This window comes from Bradyrhizobium sp. P5_C12, assembly GCF_054049735.1.
Window position 1 is genome coordinate 107,002 of sequence record NZ_JBFULU010000002.1, and the last position, 16,378, is coordinate 123,379.

The following is a 16,378-nucleotide window of genomic DNA, read 5'->3' on the forward strand; positions in this document are numbered from 1 at the left end:
TTGGGCACGCTGATCCAATATTTAGGCTTGATCAGCGTCTATTTAGCTCATAGCGTTTTGCAATCGTTTGCAGTCTATCGGCAGGTTTGATGAGCGTCACGCTCAAAGATGTGGCACAGGCGGCCCGCGTTTCGATCAGCACCGCCTCGCGCGCGCTGTCCGGAACCGGCCTGACGAGCGAGCGCACGCAGCAGCGCCTGACGCGCATCGCGCGCGAGCTCGGCTATCGGCCCAACCCGATCGCCCGCGGATTGAAGACCGGACAATCGCGGCTGGTTGCGCTGCTGGTCCACAACCTCACCAACGCCTCGTTCCAGGTGATGGCCGAAGTGGTGCAGGCGCGGCTCAAGGCGCTGGGCTACCAGATGCTTCTGTGCATCGGCGGCGACGATCCGCAACAGGAGAGCGACACCCTCACCACGCTGGTCGACCACCGCATCGACGGGCTGATCGTGGTGCCCACGGGGAAAAACGGCCCGCAGCTCAAAGCCTTGGCAAACGACGTCCCGATCGTCTGTCTGGTGCGTCGCGACGACGCGACCGACCTCGAGACCGTGCTCGCCGATGATCCGCAGGGCGCGTATCTCGGCACGCGCCATCTGATCGAGCTCGGGCACCGGCACATCGGGCTGATCGTCGGCCGCCAGGACACCACCTCGGGCCGCGAGCGGCTGTCCGGTTACGTTCGCGCACTGCGCGAGGCCGGCATCGCCGCCGACGATTCATTGATCCACGCCGGCCATTTCGTGCCGGAGACCGGCGTGACCTGCTGCCGCAAGCTGCTGGATCTCGCGCATCCGCCCAGCGCGATCTTCGTCGCCAATCACGAGGCAACCCTTGGCGTGCTGCGGGTGACGGCGGAGCGCAACATTGCGATCCCCGACGATCTCTCGCTGCTTTGCTACGAGGACATGCCGTGGTTCGAATGGCACCGCCCCGCCATCAGCATCGTCGATAACGGTGCGCGCGACCTCGCCAACCTCGCCGTCGACCGGCTGCTGCAGCGCATGGATGCGAAGGGCAACGGCAATGACGGCGTCCGCGAATATCGCGTCGGCGCCCGGCTGATCAAGCGCGACTCCTGCCGCCAGATCGATGCCCCGACCACCGCCAGATCCGCGAAGCCCAAATCCCCGTCCAAATCGTCTGCGGCCAAGTCCGCGAAGGTCTGATCGATGCCTTATGTTGAAGTGCTCGCCCCGCAAGTTCCGCCGCAACGCAAGGCCGCGCTGGCGCGGTCCGTGACCGACGGCCTGATGTCGGCCTTTGGCGTTACCGCGGACACGGTCACGCTCTATTTCCTCCCTATCGCGGCCGACGATTACGCGCATGCCGGCACGTTCGGCGCTCAGGCCACCGGCCAGCGCATCCTGCTCAAGGTGCATGCGTTCCGCCGCAGCGAGGCCGAACGCCGCGCCGCGGCGATCGCGCTGACCCGCGCCGTCTGCAATGCCTATGGCGTCCCGGGCGACGATGTCGCGGTCTATTTCCTCGATCGCGACCGCAGCGAGGTCGCCCACGATTCCAAGCTCGCCAGCGACTGACGGGAGCACGCCATGGACCGCTTTTACACCCAGGACCAGAAGGCTCTCCGCGAAACCGCCCGCCGTTTCGCGGAAGCGGAGATCCTGCCGCGCGCGGCAGCGATCGACCGCGAAGACCGCTTCGACCGCGCGCTCTACAAGGGCATGGCCGATCTCGGCCTGTTCGGCATCTGCCTGCGCGAAGGCGCGGGTGGCGCGGGCCTCGATGCGGTCGCGGCCTGCATCGCGATGGAGGAGCTGGCGCGCTGCTCCGGCGCGGTCGCCAATGCTTTTGCGATTCCCGTCGAAGCCGTGCTGTTCTTCGACCATCACGGCACCGACGCGCACAAGGCGCTGATTCCGCAGATCCTCAGCGGCGACATCATCCCGGCCACCGCCGTCTCCGAGCCCGACCACGGCTCCGATGTCGCGGGCATCCGCACCACCGCCATGCGCGATGGCAAGGGTTGGCTGCTCAACGGCACAAAAGCCTGGGTCACGCTCGGCGGCGTCGCCGACCGCATTATGGTATTCGCGCGTACCGGCGCGGATGCCGGTCATCGCGCCATCTCCTGTCTCCTCGTCGACGGTGCCCTGCCCGGCATCGCGCGCGGCAAGAACGAGGAGCTGCTCGGCATGCACGGCCTCGACGACTGCCAGATCACCTTCTCCGACGTGCAGCTGCCGGCCGACAGCGTAATGGGGCCGGAGAACCAGGCCTTCAAGATGGCCATGAGCAACTTCAACTTCAGCCGGCTGATGATGGCGTCGATGGCGCTCGGCATGGCGCAGGCCGCGTTCGAGGACGCCACCGCCTACGCAAAGGACCGCAAGCAGTTCGGCCAGGCGATCATCGGCTTCCAGGCGGTGCAGTTCATGCTCGCCGACATGTCGACCGACATCGCCGCCGCGCGCCTGCTGATCCACCACGCCGCGCGCCTGCATGATGCCGGCGAGCCGATCGCCAAGGAAGCCGCGCAGGCAAAGCTGTTCACGACCGACATGGCGATGAAGCACGTCTCCAACGCGCTGCAGATCCATGGCGGCAACGGCTATTCGCGCGAATACCGCATCGAGCGGTTGTTCCGCGACGTGCGCCTCGCCCAGATCTACGAGGGCACCAACCAGATCCAGCGGCTGATCATCGCCCGCCAGGTCGAGAAGGAGGCCGCATGAGGCAGAGCGTGGGCGCATGCTGAGCATCATCACCGCGGCACAGGCCGCCGGCCTGATCCGCGACGCCGACACGTTGATCGTCGGCGGCAATGGCGGCACGGGGGCTGCCGAAGCCATCCTCGACGCCCTGGAGCAGCGTTTTCTCGGCGGCCACGGGCCTCACGGCCTGACGCTGATCAACATCACCGGCGTCGGCGCGGTGACGGAGAAGGGCCTGTGCCATCTCGCCCATGAAGGCCTGATCGCGCGCGTGATCGGCGGCAATTTCGGACTCCAGGTGCCGTTCATGCGCCTGGTCCGCGACGAGCTGATCGACGCCTACAACTTCCCGCAAGGAGTCATGAGCCAGCTCTGCCGCGCCATGGCGGCGAAGCATCCGGGCGTGCTCACCCATGTCGGCCTCAACACCTATATGGACCCGCGCCAGGACGGCGGCCGCATGAACGCGCGCACCACCGCGCCGCTGGTCGACCTGCTCGAGCTGCACGGCCAGCACTGGCTGCTCTACCGCGTCCCCGCTCCGCCGAACGTCGCCATCATCCGCGGCACGTCGGCCGATGAAGACGGCTATGTCAGCATGGAACACGAGGGCACCACGCGCGAGGATCTCTCGATCGCGCAGGCCGTGCACAATGCCGGCGGCACCGTGATCTGCCAGGTGAAGCGCATCGTCAAGCGCGGCTCGATCCATCCGCAGATGGTCAAGATCCCGGGCTTCCTGATCGACCACGTCGTGCTCGAGCCCGACCAAATGCAGACCTACGGCACTGCCTACGACCCGGCGCGCTGCGGCGAGACGCGCGTGCCGGAGGCGCTGATCGCGCCCGATCCGCTGACCGAGCGGCGGGTGATCGCCCGCCGCGCCGCCTTCGAGCTGCGACCGCGCGACGTCGTCAATCTCGGCGTCGGCATCTCGGCGATGATCCCCAATGTCGCCGCCGAGGAAGGTATCTCCGACCTGATCACGCTGACGGTGGAATCCGGCGTGGTCGGCGGCGTACCCGGACACGCACGCGAGTTCGGCACCGCCATCAATCCGCGCGTCATCCTCGACCAGGCCTATCAGTTCGACTTCTACGACGGCGGCGGGCTGTCCTGCGCCTTCCTCTCCTTCGCGGAGGTGGACGAGGCCGGCAATGTCAACGTCACCCGCTTCGGCGAGCGCCGCGACGGCTCCGGCGGCTTCATCGACATCACGCAGAACGCGCGGCGGCTGATCTTCAGCGGCACCATGACCGGCGGCAAATTCGACATCGGCGTCGAGAACGGCCGCCTCGCGATCCGGCGCGACGGCGCCTTCCGCAAGTTCGTGCCTCAGGTCGGCCAGATCAGCTTCAGCGCCTCGCTTGCCGCACAACGCGGCCAGCACGTGAGTTACATCACCGAACGCGCCGTGTTCGAGCTGGAGAACGGCAGCGTCACCCTGACCGAGATCGCGCCGGGCGTTCGCCTGGAGGAGGACATCCTCGCGCATATGGGCTTTAAGCCGCGCATCAGCCCGCAGCTCAGGGACATGGACCCGCGCATCTTCCGCTCCGGGCCGATGGGGATCGCGCAGAGCTTCAAGGCCCTGCCGGCACGGCCGCGCAAGGTCGCCTGAGGGATACGCATGGACGCCAGCGCACCCACCAATCTCCGTTACGAGGACATCGCGCTCGGCGCGGAGTTCGAGACCTCGGCGCACACCGTGACGGAGGCCGACATCGCCGTCTTCGCCGACGTCACGCGCGATCACCACCCGCTCCATGTCGATTCGGGCTATGCGCGCTCGCGCGGCTTTCCCGCAGTGATCGGCCACGGCCTGTTCGGCCTGTCGCTGATGGAAGGACTGAAGTCGGAGCTGAAGCTGTATGAGGAGACCTCGGTCGCCTCGCTTGGCTGGGACGAGGTGCGATTCAAGGCGCCGATCGTCGCCGGCGACGCCTTGCGCGTCCGCTTCCGTTTCGTCGAGAAGCGGCCGACCAGGAATCCCGGGCGCGGCATCGTCATCGAGACGCTCGACCTGCTCAACCAGCGCGACGAGGTGGTCACCGCCGCCCGCCACATTTCGCTGATCCTGACCCGGCAGGCCGATCGCGATGCGACGGCCGCCACATGATGCGACAATGAAGAAGAATCCGGACCGGAGAACGGCTCCTCTGCCACCCACGATTTGACAGGAGTACTTAGATGCGATTTCTCGAGACCATCTCCGCCCTCGCCTTGCTGATCGGCCTGTCCCAGGCGGCCGTCGCCCAGAGCTGTACGCCGAAAGTGCCGGCGTCGAGCCTGATCGAGGCTCCCAAATGGCAGATGTCGATCAACCCGACCCTGCCGCCGCAGCAATTCGTCGACGACAAGGGCGAGCTGCAGGGACTCAATGTCGAGCTCGCGCGCGAGATCGCCAAGCGCATCTGTGTCGAGGCGGTGTTCCTGCGCATGGATTTTCCGCCCATGATCCCGGCGCTGCGCTCCGGCCGCTTCGACGCCATCAATACCGGCCTGTTCTGGACCGAGGAGCGCTCTAAGATGCTCTACCTCGTGCCTTACGCGCAGCAGGCGATCAGCATCTACACCGATCCCTCCTCCAGCCTGAAGCTGGAGAAGTTCGAGGATCTCGCCGGCCGCGTGGTCGGCGTCGAGTCGGCGACCTACACCGAGCGCAAGGCGCGCGAGTTCAACAACGAGATGGTCGCGAAGGGCCTCAAGCCGATCGAGCTTCGCACCTTCACCACCGTCACCGCGACTTCGGCGGCGCTGCGCGCCGGCCAGCTCGAGGCCGCGCTCAACATCAACGAGACCGCCAACTCGCTCGAGCAGAAGGGCATCGCCAAGATCTGGGTCCGCGACATCGCCGGCACGGACATCACCTTCGCCTTCCGCGACAAGCTGCTCGCGCAAGCGTTCGCCGACGCGCTGACGGCGACCCGCGCCGACGGCACCTATGACAAATTGTTCGACAAGTTCGGCATGACCAAATTGAAATCCACCAGCTTCGCCATCCGCGGCGAAGGCCCCACGAACTGACAGCGTCGGCATCCACCGTTTGCCCGTTGCTGAGCGGCAGCAGCGGGCAACGGAAACGCATGACTAGTGCGGATGGCCGAACAGATCCGCCGTGGCGTCGTCGACGGCGATATCGACCAGCGCGGGGCCGCTCGACGCCAATGCCTCGACAAGACAGCGGTCGAGATCGTCGACGTCGGTTACGCGCCGGCCCGGGCAACCGAGCCCCTTGGCGAGCGCAACGAAGTCGATCCCGGGCAGGTCGATCCCGGGCGGCCGATGCGCCTGCATGAGCTGGCTGAAGGCGCGCATCGCGCCATAGCCGGAATTGTTCATGATCACGAAAGTGATCGGCAGTTGGCGTTGCGCCGCGGTCCAGATCGCCTGGACACAGTACATCGCCGACCCATCGCCGATCAGGCCCACGATGCGACGGCCCGGCCGCGCCAGCGCCACGCCGATGGAGGCCGGCAGACTGTAACCAAGCCCGCCGCTTGCCATGGTGTAGAAGCTGTCCGCCCCCGGCCGCGGCAGGAATTGCTGTATGGCGGGACGGTGCGACGGCGCCTCCTCGACCACGATCGCATCCCGCGGCATCAGCTCCGACAGCCGGCTCAGCGCATAGRCCGGCGGAATGGGATTCGTCGCGGCGGGAACGGCGGGCTGCCGGCGCGCGGTGGGCGCGTCGCGCTCCGCGACATCAGGCAATGCCGGCAGCAGCGCAGCGAGCGCCTTGGGGAGCGTGCCGATGATGGTGTCGCCGACAGCGGCGGACGCCGCTTCGATCGGATCGTCGGTGATCTGCCAGACCGGCGTTCCGTCGTCGAGCAGCTCGCATCGTCCCTCGACGTGGAAGGTGAACACGGGCGCCCCGAATACGACGATCAAATCGGCCCCGCGCAAGGTGCGTGCGAGCCCTTGCGGCGCGGCCGGAAGGAAGCCTGCGAACTGCGGATGACGTTCCGGAAAGCTCGACCGGCTCGACATCGGGCTTGCCCACACCGCTGCCTTGGCTCGTTCGGCCACCGCGACCATCGCGTCGACACAGCCGTTGCGATCGACCTCGGGCCCGACCACGAATGCAGGCCTCTTGGCCGCTGCGATTGCTGCGCCAAGCCGAACGATCGCAGCCGGATCCGGCGCAAACTCCGTTGCGATGTGGCGGACCGGCGGAGCGACCGCAGGCCGCGCCCAGTCATCCGACGGCACCGACACGAATGTCGGGCCTCGCGGATGCTGCATGGCGGTGAGGAAGGCCTGCGCAATGGCCGCGGGGACGTCTTCGGCGCGCGCTGGTTCCGAACTCCACTTCACATAGGGCTTTGGAAACTGTTCGGCGTCCTCGGCAAAGAGATAAGGCCGCATCCGCAGCAGGCTGCGCGCCTGCTGCCCGGCGGTCACGACCATCGGCGTCTTGTTGCGGAACGCCGTGAAGAGATTGCCGAGCGCATGGCCGAGACCGGCCGCCGAGTGCAGATTGACGAAGGCCGGACGCCCCGTGGCCTGCGCATAACCATCGGCCATGCCGACGACGCAGCCTTCCTGCAAGCCCAGCACGTAATCGATGTCGTCAGGCCAATCGCCGAGAAAGGCAAGCTCCGTCGAGCCCGGATTGCCGAAGGCGCGGTCAACGCCGAAGGAACGAAGCACACCGAGGGTCGCTTCCCGAACCGTCAAGACTTTCGAATTCATGGACTGATTTCCCGGCGTGCTTCCTGTCGAGACGCGATCAGAAGGGATAGTGCTGAGGCTGGGTCTCGATGGTGATCCAGCGCAGATCGGTGAACTCGGCGATCCCGGCCTGGCCGCCGAAGCGGCCATAGCCGGATCCCTTCATGCCGCCGAACGGCATCTGCGCCTCGTCGTGCACGGTCGGTCCGTTGACGTGGCAGATGCCGCTTTCAATGCGCTGCGCCACCGTCAGCGCTCGCGCGACGTCGCGGCCGAAAACGGCGGCCGAGAGGCCATACTCGGTATCGTTGGCAAGACGCACCGCATCATCCACGCCGCGCGCGCGGATCACCGAGACGACGGGACCAAAGCTTTCCTCGGTGTAGATGCGCATGCCGGGCACGACGCGGTCCAGCACCGTTGCCGGTACGACAGTTCCGGCCCGCTCTCCACCCGCAAGCTTGGCGGCGCCCTTGCCGATCGCATCATCGATCAGCGCAACGACGTGCCTGGCGGGCGCCTCATCGATCATCGAGCCGATGACCACCGGGCCGGAGCGCGGATCACCGGCCGGAAGCGCGCTTGCTTTCCTGGCGAGCTTCTCGACGAAGAGATCGGCCACCGTCTCGTCGACGATCACCCGCTCCGTCGACATGCAGACCTGGCCCTGGTTGATGAAGGCGCCGAACGCCACGGCCGCGACGGAAGCGTCGAGATCGGCATCGTCGAGCACGACCAGGGGAGCCTTGCCGCCGAGCTCGAGCAGCACCGGCTTGAGGTGGCGGCCGGCGAGTTCGGCGATGACGCGGCCGACGCGGGTCGAGCCCGTGAAGTTGATCCGTCTGACGGCGGGGTTGGCGATGAGTCGTTCGACCACCGCCGGCGCATCGGCCGGCGCATTGGTCAATACGTTCACGACGCCGGGCGGAAATCCCGCGTCCCTGAAGACCTCTCCGATCAGCCGGTGCGTTCCCGGACAGATCTCGGAGGCCTTGAGCACCACCGTGTTGCCGCAGGCGAGCGGCGTCGCCACGGCGCGGACGCCGAGAATGATCGGGGCGTTCCAAGGCGCGATGCCGAGACACACGCCGGCCGGCTGACGAACCGACATCGACAGACATCCCGGCTTGTCGGACGGGATCACCTCGCCCGCGACCTGCGTGGTCAACGACGCCACCTCGCGCAGCATGCCGACCGCGAGCTTCACGTTGAAAGCCGACCAGACTTCAGTGGTGCCGATCTCAGCCATCATGATCCGGATGAAGGCGTCACGCTTGGCCTCGAGCACATCGGCCGCCTTCAGCAGCAGGCCGCGCCTCGCGTTCGGGCCGAGCGCCGACCACGCCCCCAGCGCGGCGGAGGCCGCCGCAACCGCGGCATCGGCATCCGAAACCGTCGCGGCGGCCGCCCGGCTCGCGACCTCCTGTGATAGCGGATTGCGCCGCTCGAACAGCTTGCCGGTCGAAGCGGCCAGATCCTGCCCATTGATCAGAAGACTGACGTCCATGAGAACCTCCCTTGTTTCGGCAACTGGGCCTAGCCGAGCAGCCGCGATTTGCTGGTTTCGTGTGCAAAGCCAAGCGCGATCATCGCCGCAAGCGCGAGCACGACGTAGTATCCGGTGATCGCGTGGGTGGAGCCCGTCTGCGCGAACAGGCTGGTGGCGACAAGCGGCGCGATACCGCCGCCGAGCACCGTCCCGAGCTGCTTTCCAATCGACACGCCGGTGAAGCGAATGCGGGTCGGAAACAGCTCCGGGAAATAGCTACCTTCGGTGCTGAACATCAGCGGATGGATCACGCCCGCGGCCAGGATCAGCGCAGCCGTTATCAGCAGCGTGTCACGGCTTGCGATCACGCCGTAGAACGCGAACATCGAGATGGCGGCGAGCGCAACGCCGGCGATGAACAGGCGTTTCCGTCCGATCCTGTCGGACCAGGCCCCGATGAGCGGCATGGCAACGAGGCCGACCAGATTTGCGAACAGCACAGCCTGGGTGATCACGTCCTTCTGAACGCCGAGCTGGCGCGTTGCAAAGGAGATCGTGAAGATTGCGGTCAGATAAAAATAGGACGTCTGCGCCATTTCGGCGAAGAACACGATGAGGATCGGACGCCAATGACCCCTGACCGCTTCGACGGCAGGCACCGCTTCGACCTCCCCCACCTTGCGAAACGTCGGGCTCTCCTCGATGCGCCAGCGCATATAGATGCCAAGCGCAACGAGGACCGCGCTGATCAGGAACGGGACGCGCCACCCCCAGGACAGCAGGTCGGCCTCCGGCAACCGCGAAATCGTCAGCGCAGCCAACGACGCCAGCACGACGCCGACGGGCCCTGCCGCCTGGATCACCGCCGCGGAGAAGCCGCGCCGGTTGCCGGGCGCCGTTTCGATCGCCATGAGGATTGCCGCGGTCGACTCGCCGCCGAGCGCGAAGCCCTGCAGGAAGCGCAGCACGACGAGCGCGACGGTCGCGATCGCGCCTACGCTGCCGTAGGTCGGCAGCAATCCGATCGACATGGTCGCAAGTCCCATGATGAGCAAGGTGCACAACAGGACGGACTTGCGGCCCAGGCGATCGCCGAAATGACCGAACACGAGCCCGCCGAGCGGTCGTGCCAGAAATCCGACGGAAAACGTCGCGAAGACAGCGATGGTCGCCGTGAGCTGATCGAATTTCGGAAAGAAGAGCTGGTCGAAGACCAGCGGCGCGATCAGGCCGTAGATGAAGAAATCGTACCATTCGATCGCGGTGCCGATGGTGCCGGCGATCAGAATGCGCCGGCGGCTGCTCGCCGTCTGCGCGGCAGCGGTGGCGGCATGTTCGTCGTAGTCTTCGAATGCTCCTGTCGTCACGTTTTCCTCCTCCGTTGTCATTGCTTGTTGTTATTGCGCTTGTTGTTATTGCCTTGCGGCCACAGGTTGGATGTGGCCGCGGAAACAGATCAGCTTGCCAGACGCGCGCCGTCGCTCTCACCGTGCCCGAGCGCGCGGGCAAGGATGTGCCCGATCGTTCCGGCCTGTGACGCGCTGCCGCGCCAGGCCACAATCTGGTCGGGACGTATCAGGGCGAGGTCGGCCTCGTAGAGATCGCGCAAGGATCTCGGCAGCGTGACGAGCTTCACATCGGCCCCAAGCCCGCGTAGCGCCTCGCCGAGCGCACCGGAAGCGGACACGACCTCTCCGAACTGGAGCAGCGTCCATTCGAGTCCGAACAGGTCGTACAAGGAGACGCCATCCTCCAGCCACGCATGCGGTGCGCGGCCCCCGGGACAGGCGCTTGGGACATAGGCATTTGCGGCGTCAGGCGGCGGCTGGCTGCCGTCGGAGACGATCAGCGGCGAGCCGTCGTAACGTCCGCCGAAGGTGACGCCGGGAATGTTGAATTCGGCACGGGCATGCTGCTCGAGATAGCTGCCTGCCGTCCGCCTGGCCTCGCTGCCGGCCTCCGTGGCGTCTTCGATCTCCGGCGCCGGCGCGAACAGGCCGAGGGAATCGGCGAAGCCGCGCGCGTAGGCGGTGTTGCGGAGCGCAACCGGACGCCGCTCGATCTCGTAGCTGTCGAGCAGCGCCGCCGGGCTCACGCCCTTGACGACACTCGCGAGCTTCCAGCCGAGATTGACCGCATCCTCGATGGCGGTGTTGTAGCCGAGGCCGCCCGTCGGCGTGAACAGGTGCGCCGCATCGCCACCAAGGAACACCCTGCCCCGCTGCATCGCATTCGCGACCAGCGCGTGGCCGGCGGTCCAGGTCAGGAAGGACAGCACCTCGCATGCGATCGGCGMGCCGCATGCGCGCTGGAACGCCGCCTTGGCCTCGTTGACCCTGATCGCACTCTCGTCTTCGCCCGGCCGGAGCTGCGTGTGAAACGCGAACTCGTCGCGTCCGTTCACGGAGGCCATGAAGGCGCGGCGATCGCCGTTGAAGCAGTTGTACATCCACGCCCTGGCGTGCGGAATGCCGGCGTAGAAATCAGGTGAGCGGAGATAGACGGCCAGCATGCGACCGCCCATGAAATCGCGCTGGGTCCCGGTCTCGCCGCCATAGGCGATTCCGAGCGACTGCCGGACCATCGAGCGCGGCCCGTCGGCGCCGACCAGGAAGTCGGATCGGACCTCAAAGCGGCGACCGTCGTCGAGGCACTCGACTTCGCCGACAATGCCCTCGTCACTTTCGGCGTAGTCGATCAGCCGATGACCATAGTCGAGCCGGATTCCGGGGAGCCGCTCGGCGTGGCGGCGAAGCACGGCCTCGACATATTTCTGCGAGACGCGATGCGGCAGCTCCGCGGCGCTCCAGGAGCCCGACATCCCCTTGATGAGCTCGCTCGCACGCGACGATGATGGCAACGCAAATCGCGCCAGTTCATAACCGGTGTAGCGCGTGAAGTAGGCGACGTCGGTCGGATAATCGGCGGGCAGACCTTCCCGTCTGATCTCGTCGGCGAAACCCAAGCGCCGATAGTGCTCCATCGAGCGGGCCTGGGTCGCATTGGCCTGCGGATTGAACGCCGTTCCGGGCTTTTCGTCGATCAGGATCGCGGAAACACCGCGGCGGCCGAGCTCGTTGGCCAGCATCAGACCGCATGGCCCGCCGCCCACGATGAGCACCGAGGCACTCAGATTTGTCTCCAAGACGCTTCTCCCTACCAGCATTATCCTGCATGGTAAGGTAGCCTGACGATATCGTCAAGTAGCCTGACTACTTGGCGTCGTCGAGCGTGTCGAACCTCTCGCCATAGAGTGCCAATCCCTTCAGGATCGCATCCATCGTCGCCTTGCCGAGCTCGGCGCGCATCTCCCGTTCGGCGATATCGACCGCATCACGAAATGCGTCGAGCCATTTGAGCCCGGCCGGTGTGAACATGACGATGCGGGCACGCCGGTCAGTCGGATCTGCAACGCGATCCACCAGTCCGAGCTCGGCGCATTGATCGACCAGTTCGCCCATGGCCTGCTTGCTCATCGAGGCGCGGCGGGCGAGCTCGGTAAGTCTCGTCCCCTCCACGTCGAGATTGCGGGTCAGGCCGACATGCGCGATGCGCGTTTCGTCATGCCCCCTGTCGCTCATCAATTCGAGCACACGGGCCTCGAAGCGCCGCACTGCGTTGTTGAGCAGGCGGCCAATGTTGGCATGCCGCCACGCGGTCCCGGATGTCCTGGCTTTCAATGATATGCCTTCTCGAAGCAGTCGGTATTCCAGAGTGTTTGTGACTTATTTCGTGGCGTCTATCCAGATCCCCGGCTCTGAATGCTCGCGGATGTAGGTCACCAGGAAGTCGGAGAAAACCCTGATCTTGGCCGGCAGTCCCGCACGATTCTGATAGGCGACGTTCATGGTGAGCAGAGGCAGCTCCCAATCCATCAGGATCGGGACGAGGCGGCCCGCGGCGATGTCGCTCTGGACGATGTAGAGCGGCTGGATGAGGATGCCGAGACCCGCCAGCGCCGCGCCGCGGATGACCTGGCCGTCATTGCTGTCGAGCGTCGGCGTGATACGGATGGTCTGCGCACCGCTGCTCTTGCGCAGACGCAGGGAATACGGGTCGTTCGCAAGATTGTAGACCAGCATATTGTGACGCGCGAGATCGGCGGGCTGCTCCGGTTCGCCATGGCTCGCGAGATATGACGGCGCGGCCGCGAGCACGCGGCGCATCTGGCCGATGCGGCGTACGATGATGTTGGAATCCGGCTCTTGCTCGCGCGTCCGGATCGCCACGTCGATACCCGCCTCGATGAAGTCGGGGTAGCGGTTGGCGGTGGTGATCTGCATGTTGAGCTTCGGATAACGCGCGCGGAAGGCCGGCAGCATCGGCGCCAGATAGATCACCGCAAAGGACAGCGAGCTCGTGACGCGCAGCGTGCCCTGAGGCGACAGGGCGCGATCGCTGACGATGTCCTCGGCTTCCGCCAATTCATTCAGCACCGGGTTGCAACGCTCCAGCAGCTCCTGCCCTGCCTCCGTCAACCACAACCGGCGCGTATTGCGCTCGATCAGCCGAACGGCGAGGCGCTCCTCCAGCGCACTGAGGTAGCGGCTGGCGGCGGCATTCGACATGCGCAATGCCTCGGCGGCTTTGGACAGGCTGCCGAGCTCGGCGGTCTTGGAGAACACCTCCAATTGCAGCAAGCGGTCCATTTTTTCACTTTTAGAAAAAGAGACTTACAATTATTGGCCTTTATTTCCATATCCCGCAAGGCAAAGTGGCCTGAAGACAAGCAAGATGCAGGCGAGGAATAGGGAAATGTCGGGCCCGATCAGGCACATCGTGATGTGGCGGCTGCGCGGGGAGACGCCTGAGGAGCGCTCCGCTGCCCGGGTCAAGGTCAAGACCCTGTTCGAAGGCCTGCGCGGCCGGATCGAAGGCCTCACCCATATCGAAGTCGGCCTCGACGTCAGCGATGTCGATTACGCCTGCGACGTCGTCCTGTTCTCCGAGTTCACCGATCACGCGGCGCTTGCCGCCTATGCCACCCACCCCGAACACCTGCGGGTGCGCGAGGCGCTGGGCGACTTGCGGATCGGGCGCTTCCAGGTCGATTATCCCATCAAAGAGACCGGCACATGATCGGTTCGTTCACCTTTGAAAACCTGCCCTGCCGCGTCGTGTTCGGCAGCGGAACCTTGGCCGCGGCCAAAGCCGAGGTCGAGCGGCTCGGCGGCAAGCGCGCGCTGGTGCTGACGACGCCGCAGCAGGAAGCGCAGGGCAAAAGCCTGGGTGCAGCGCTCGGCCCGCTCTATGCCGGGCTTTTCCCGGGCGCCACCATGCACACCCCGGTTGACGTCACGGAGCGGGCCCTCGCGGCGATGAAGGCGTGCGATGCCGACTGCGTGGTTTCGCTCGGCGGCGGCTCGACGACGGGGCTCGGCAAGGCGCTGGCCTTGCGCACCGGCGTCAACCAGCTTTGCATTCCCACCACCTATGCCGGCTCCGAGATGACGCCGATCGTCGGCCAGACCGAGAACGGCCTCAAGACCACGGTGCGCGACCCGGCCGTGCTGCCCGAGACCGTGATCTACGATGTCGATCTCACCCTGACGCTGCCGCCGAGCCTGGCCGCGACATCCGGCATCAATGCGATCGCGCATGCCGTGGAGGCGCTTTACGCGCGCGACACCAATCCCGTCACCTCGCTGATGGCGGAAGAAGGCATTCGCGCACTCGCGCGTGCCCTGCCCGCCATTGCCGCCAAAAGCAACGACCGCGAGGCCCGCACCGAGGCGCTCTATGGTGCCTGGCTGTGCGGCGTCTGCCTCGGCACCGTCGGCATGGCGCTGCATCACAAGCTCTGCCACACGCTCGGCGGCACCTTCGATCTGCCGCACGCCGAGACCCATACCATCGTGCTGCCGCATGCGCTGGCCTACAACGCACCGGCCGTGCCCGATGCGATGGCGCGCATCTCGCGCGCGATCGGCGCCGCCGATGCGTCGCAGGGACTTTACGACCTCGCAAAACGGCTGAATGCAAAGCTTGCGCTGCGCGACGTCGGCATGCCCGAGAGCGGCATCGACAAGGCGGCCGATCTCGCCGTCACCAATGCCTACTGGAATCCGCGCCCGCTCGAGCGGGGCGCCATCCGCGACCTGATCGCGAGCGCCTGGGCCGGCGAGCAGCCAGGCGCAATCAAAGCGGCGGTTTAGAGCGATGCGGCGCACGCTGATCAAATCCGCGGCCGTCATCAGCATGGATGATGCGATCGGCGATCTTCGCACCGGCGACGTGCTGGTCGAGGGCAATCGCATCGTCGACGTGCGCCCCGACATCGACCTCGGTAGTGGCACGGCCGAAACGGAGATCGTGGACGGCACAGGCCGCATCGTCATCCCCGGCCTGATCAACGCGCATATGCACACCTGGCAGACGGCGTTGCGTGGCTACGCCGCGAACTGGACACTGCTCGAATATTTCCGCCGCATGCATGCCGGGCTGGCAACAGTGTTCCGTCCCGAGGACATCCATATCGCGACGCTGGTCGGCGCGCTGAACCAGATCAATTGCGGCACCACGACACTGGTCGACTGGTGCCACAACAATCCAACCCCCGCCCATACCGACGCCGCCGTGCGCGGCCTGATCGAGAGCGGCATCCGCGCCGCCTTCTTTCACGGCTCGCCCAAACCCGAGCCGAAGCCGGGCGAGCCGCACTTCTCGGAAGTGCCGCATCCGCGCCGCGAGGTCGAGCGGCTGCTGGCCGGCCCCCTCGCCGACCGCGATGGCCTCGTCACGCTCGGGCTTGCGATTCTCGGTCCGCATTATTCGACGCTCGACGTCGCGATGCACGACTTCCGCATGGCGCGGGAGCTCAAGCTGATCGCCTCGATGCACCAGGGCGGCGGCCCGGCCAAGACGCCGGGCGGCTGGGAGAAGCTGATCGCGGCCGGCCTCGTCGGTGCCGGCGTCAACATCGTCCACGGCAACGATCTGCCCGACGACCTCCTCGACCGCTTGGTCGACCTCGGCGTGTCGTTCTCGGTGACGCCCGAAAACGAGATGATCCAGGGGCACGGCTTTCCGATCACCGGACGGCTACTCAAGCGCGGCGTGCGTCCCACCATCGGCATCGATCTGGAATCCGTGCTGGCCGGCGATCTCTTCTCCGCCGCTCGCGTCGCGCTGTCGATGCAGCGGGCGCTCGACAATGCGGAATCGCGCCGGGACAGCGGCACCATTCCAGCGACCACCACCATCCCCGTGCGCGAGGCGCTGCGCTGGATCACGACGGAAGGCGCCCGCATGCTCGGCCGCGAGAGCCAGATCGGCTCGCTGACGCCGGGCAAGCTCGCCGACCTCGTCATCATCAACGCATCCGATCTCAACCTCTTTCCCGTGCACGACCCCGTCGCGACCGTCGTGATGCAGACGAGCCTCGCCAATATCGAGGCGGTCATGATCGGCGGCGCCTGGAAGAAACGGAACGGCCGGCTGCAGGCCGAAGGGCTCGAGAGCAAGAAAGAGCTGCTCGGGCAATCCGGCCGGCGACTGGTGCAGGACATCGAACGACAGGGACGCGCCGCCTGAA

General features: G+C 66.1%; 15 protein-coding genes. 9 read left to right on the forward strand and 6 right to left on the reverse strand.

Annotated elements, in window-relative coordinates; all coding sequences use genetic code 11:
- Window positions 1-89 precede the first annotated feature (89 nt).
- From ACXJMY_RS02105 to ACXJMY_RS02130, 6 genes are all read left to right on the forward strand, one after another.
- Window positions 90-1,172 carry a LacI family DNA-binding transcriptional regulator gene (locus tag ACXJMY_RS02105; RefSeq protein WP_456617656.1) on the forward strand — a complete coding sequence of 361 codons (1,083 nt, stop codon included), beginning with the start codon at window positions 90-92 and terminating at the stop codon, window positions 1,170-1,172.
- 3 nt (window positions 1,173-1,175) lie between these two features.
- Window positions 1,176-1,544, forward strand: coding sequence for a tautomerase family protein (locus ACXJMY_RS02110; RefSeq protein ID WP_456617657.1), 369 nt, complete (start codon window positions 1,176-1,178; stop codon window positions 1,542-1,544).
- Between the two features lie 12 nt (window positions 1,545-1,556).
- On the forward strand, window positions 1,557-2,699 hold the full coding sequence (locus tag ACXJMY_RS02115) for an acyl-CoA dehydrogenase family protein (RefSeq protein ID WP_456617658.1): 1,143 nt from the start codon (window positions 1,557-1,559) through the stop codon (window positions 2,697-2,699).
- A 16-nt stretch (window positions 2,700-2,715) separates the two neighbouring features.
- Window positions 2,716-4,299 carry an acyl CoA:acetate/3-ketoacid CoA transferase gene (locus tag ACXJMY_RS02120; RefSeq protein ID WP_456617659.1) on the forward strand — a complete coding sequence of 528 codons (1,584 nt, stop codon included), beginning with the start codon at window positions 2,716-2,718 and terminating at the stop codon, window positions 4,297-4,299.
- 9 nt (window positions 4,300-4,308) lie between these two features.
- Entirely contained in the window at window positions 4,309-4,797 is a 489-nt protein-coding gene (locus ACXJMY_RS02125) for a MaoC family dehydratase (protein ID WP_456617660.1), read from the forward strand.
- A gap of 71 nt (window positions 4,798-4,868) precedes the next feature.
- The gene (locus ACXJMY_RS02130; protein ID WP_456617661.1) at window positions 4,869-5,705 is read left to right on the forward strand and encodes an ABC transporter substrate-binding protein; all 837 of its coding nucleotides are present in this window, start codon (window positions 4,869-4,871) and stop codon (window positions 5,703-5,705) included.
- A 63-nt stretch (window positions 5,706-5,768) separates the two neighbouring features.
- On the opposite strand, the gene mdlC is transcribed toward ACXJMY_RS02130, so the two are convergent.
- The 6 genes from mdlC to ACXJMY_RS02160 form a co-directional block, all read right to left on the reverse strand.
- The gene (gene mdlC, locus ACXJMY_RS02135) at window positions 5,769-7,376 is read right to left on the reverse strand and encodes a benzoylformate decarboxylase (protein ID WP_456617662.1); all 1,608 of its coding nucleotides are present in this window, start codon (window positions 7,374-7,376) and stop codon (window positions 5,769-5,771) included.
- Between the two features lie 37 nt (window positions 7,377-7,413).
- On the reverse strand, window positions 7,414-8,862 hold the full coding sequence (locus tag ACXJMY_RS02140) for an aldehyde dehydrogenase (RefSeq protein WP_456617663.1): 1,449 nt from the start codon (window positions 8,860-8,862) through the stop codon (window positions 7,414-7,416).
- 29 nt (window positions 8,863-8,891) lie between these two features.
- Window positions 8,892-10,211 carry an MFS transporter gene (locus ACXJMY_RS02145; RefSeq protein ID WP_456617664.1) on the reverse strand — a complete coding sequence of 440 codons (1,320 nt, stop codon included), beginning with the start codon at window positions 10,209-10,211 and terminating at the stop codon, window positions 8,892-8,894.
- Between the two features lie 89 nt (window positions 10,212-10,300).
- On the reverse strand, window positions 10,301-12,010 hold the full coding sequence (locus ACXJMY_RS02150) for an FAD-dependent oxidoreductase (protein WP_456617665.1): 1,710 nt from the start codon (window positions 12,008-12,010) through the stop codon (window positions 10,301-10,303).
- 46 nt (window positions 12,011-12,056) lie between these two features.
- Window positions 12,057-12,524, reverse strand: coding sequence for a MarR family winged helix-turn-helix transcriptional regulator (locus ACXJMY_RS02155; RefSeq protein WP_456617666.1), 468 nt, complete (start codon window positions 12,522-12,524; stop codon window positions 12,057-12,059).
- A 45-nt stretch (window positions 12,525-12,569) separates the two neighbouring features.
- Window positions 12,570-13,493, reverse strand: a complete 924-nt coding sequence (locus ACXJMY_RS02160; RefSeq protein WP_456617667.1) for a LysR family transcriptional regulator — start codon at window positions 13,491-13,493, stop codon at window positions 12,570-12,572.
- Window positions 13,494-13,599: 106 nt separating this feature from the next.
- On the opposite strand from ACXJMY_RS02160, the gene ACXJMY_RS02165 reads away from it, so the two are divergent.
- From ACXJMY_RS02165 to ACXJMY_RS02175, 3 genes are read left to right on the forward strand one after another with little or no spacing between them, the layout of a single operon-like run.
- A complete protein-coding gene (locus tag ACXJMY_RS02165) occupies window positions 13,600-13,923 on the forward strand; it encodes a Dabb family protein (protein WP_456617668.1) in 324 nt (107 codons plus the stop codon).
- Complete coding sequence (locus tag ACXJMY_RS02170) at window positions 13,920-14,999, forward strand: maleylacetate reductase (RefSeq protein WP_456617669.1); 1,080 nt, start codon at window positions 13,920-13,922, stop codon at window positions 14,997-14,999. Before ACXJMY_RS02165 ends, ACXJMY_RS02170 begins: the two co-directional genes overlap by 4 nt.
- A 4-nt stretch (window positions 15,000-15,003) precedes the next feature.
- Window positions 15,004-16,377 carry an amidohydrolase family protein gene (locus ACXJMY_RS02175; RefSeq protein WP_456617670.1) on the forward strand — a complete coding sequence of 458 codons (1,374 nt, stop codon included), beginning with the start codon at window positions 15,004-15,006 and terminating at the stop codon, window positions 16,375-16,377.
- Window position 16,378: the final 1 nt, after the last annotated feature.

What these genes read in the sequence shown, in the direction of transcription:
- ACXJMY_RS02170 (WP_456617669.1), top strand. Translation starts at nt 13,920, where the DNA reads ATGATCGGTTCGTTCACCTTTGAAAACCTGCCCTGCCGCGTCGTGTTC.
- ACXJMY_RS02160 (WP_456617667.1), bottom strand. Translation starts at nt 13,493, where the DNA reads ATGGACCGCTTGCTGCAATTGGAGGTGTTCTCCAAGACCGCCGAGCTC.
- ACXJMY_RS02165 (WP_456617668.1), top strand. Translation starts at nt 13,600, where the DNA reads ATGTCGGGCCCGATCAGGCACATCGTGATGTGGCGGCTGCGCGGGGAG.
- ACXJMY_RS02120 (WP_456617659.1), top strand. Translation starts at nt 2,716, where the DNA reads ATGCTGAGCATCATCACCGCGGCACAGGCCGCCGGCCTGATCCGCGAC.
- ACXJMY_RS02175 (WP_456617670.1), top strand. Translation starts at nt 15,004, where the DNA reads ATGCGGCGCACGCTGATCAAATCCGCGGCCGTCATCAGCATGGATGAT.
- ACXJMY_RS02105 (WP_456617656.1), top strand. Translation starts at nt 90, where the DNA reads ATGAGCGTCACGCTCAAAGATGTGGCACAGGCGGCCCGCGTTTCGATC.
- ACXJMY_RS02125 (WP_456617660.1), top strand. Translation starts at nt 4,309, where the DNA reads ATGGACGCCAGCGCACCCACCAATCTCCGTTACGAGGACATCGCGCTC.
- ACXJMY_RS02110 (WP_456617657.1), top strand. Translation starts at nt 1,176, where the DNA reads ATGCCTTATGTTGAAGTGCTCGCCCCGCAAGTTCCGCCGCAACGCAAG.
- ACXJMY_RS02130 (WP_456617661.1), top strand. Translation starts at nt 4,869, where the DNA reads ATGCGATTTCTCGAGACCATCTCCGCCCTCGCCTTGCTGATCGGCCTG.
- ACXJMY_RS02140 (WP_456617663.1), bottom strand. Translation starts at nt 8,862, where the DNA reads ATGGACGTCAGTCTTCTGATCAATGGGCAGGATCTGGCCGCTTCGACC.
- ACXJMY_RS02115 (WP_456617658.1), top strand. Translation starts at nt 1,557, where the DNA reads ATGGACCGCTTTTACACCCAGGACCAGAAGGCTCTCCGCGAAACCGCC.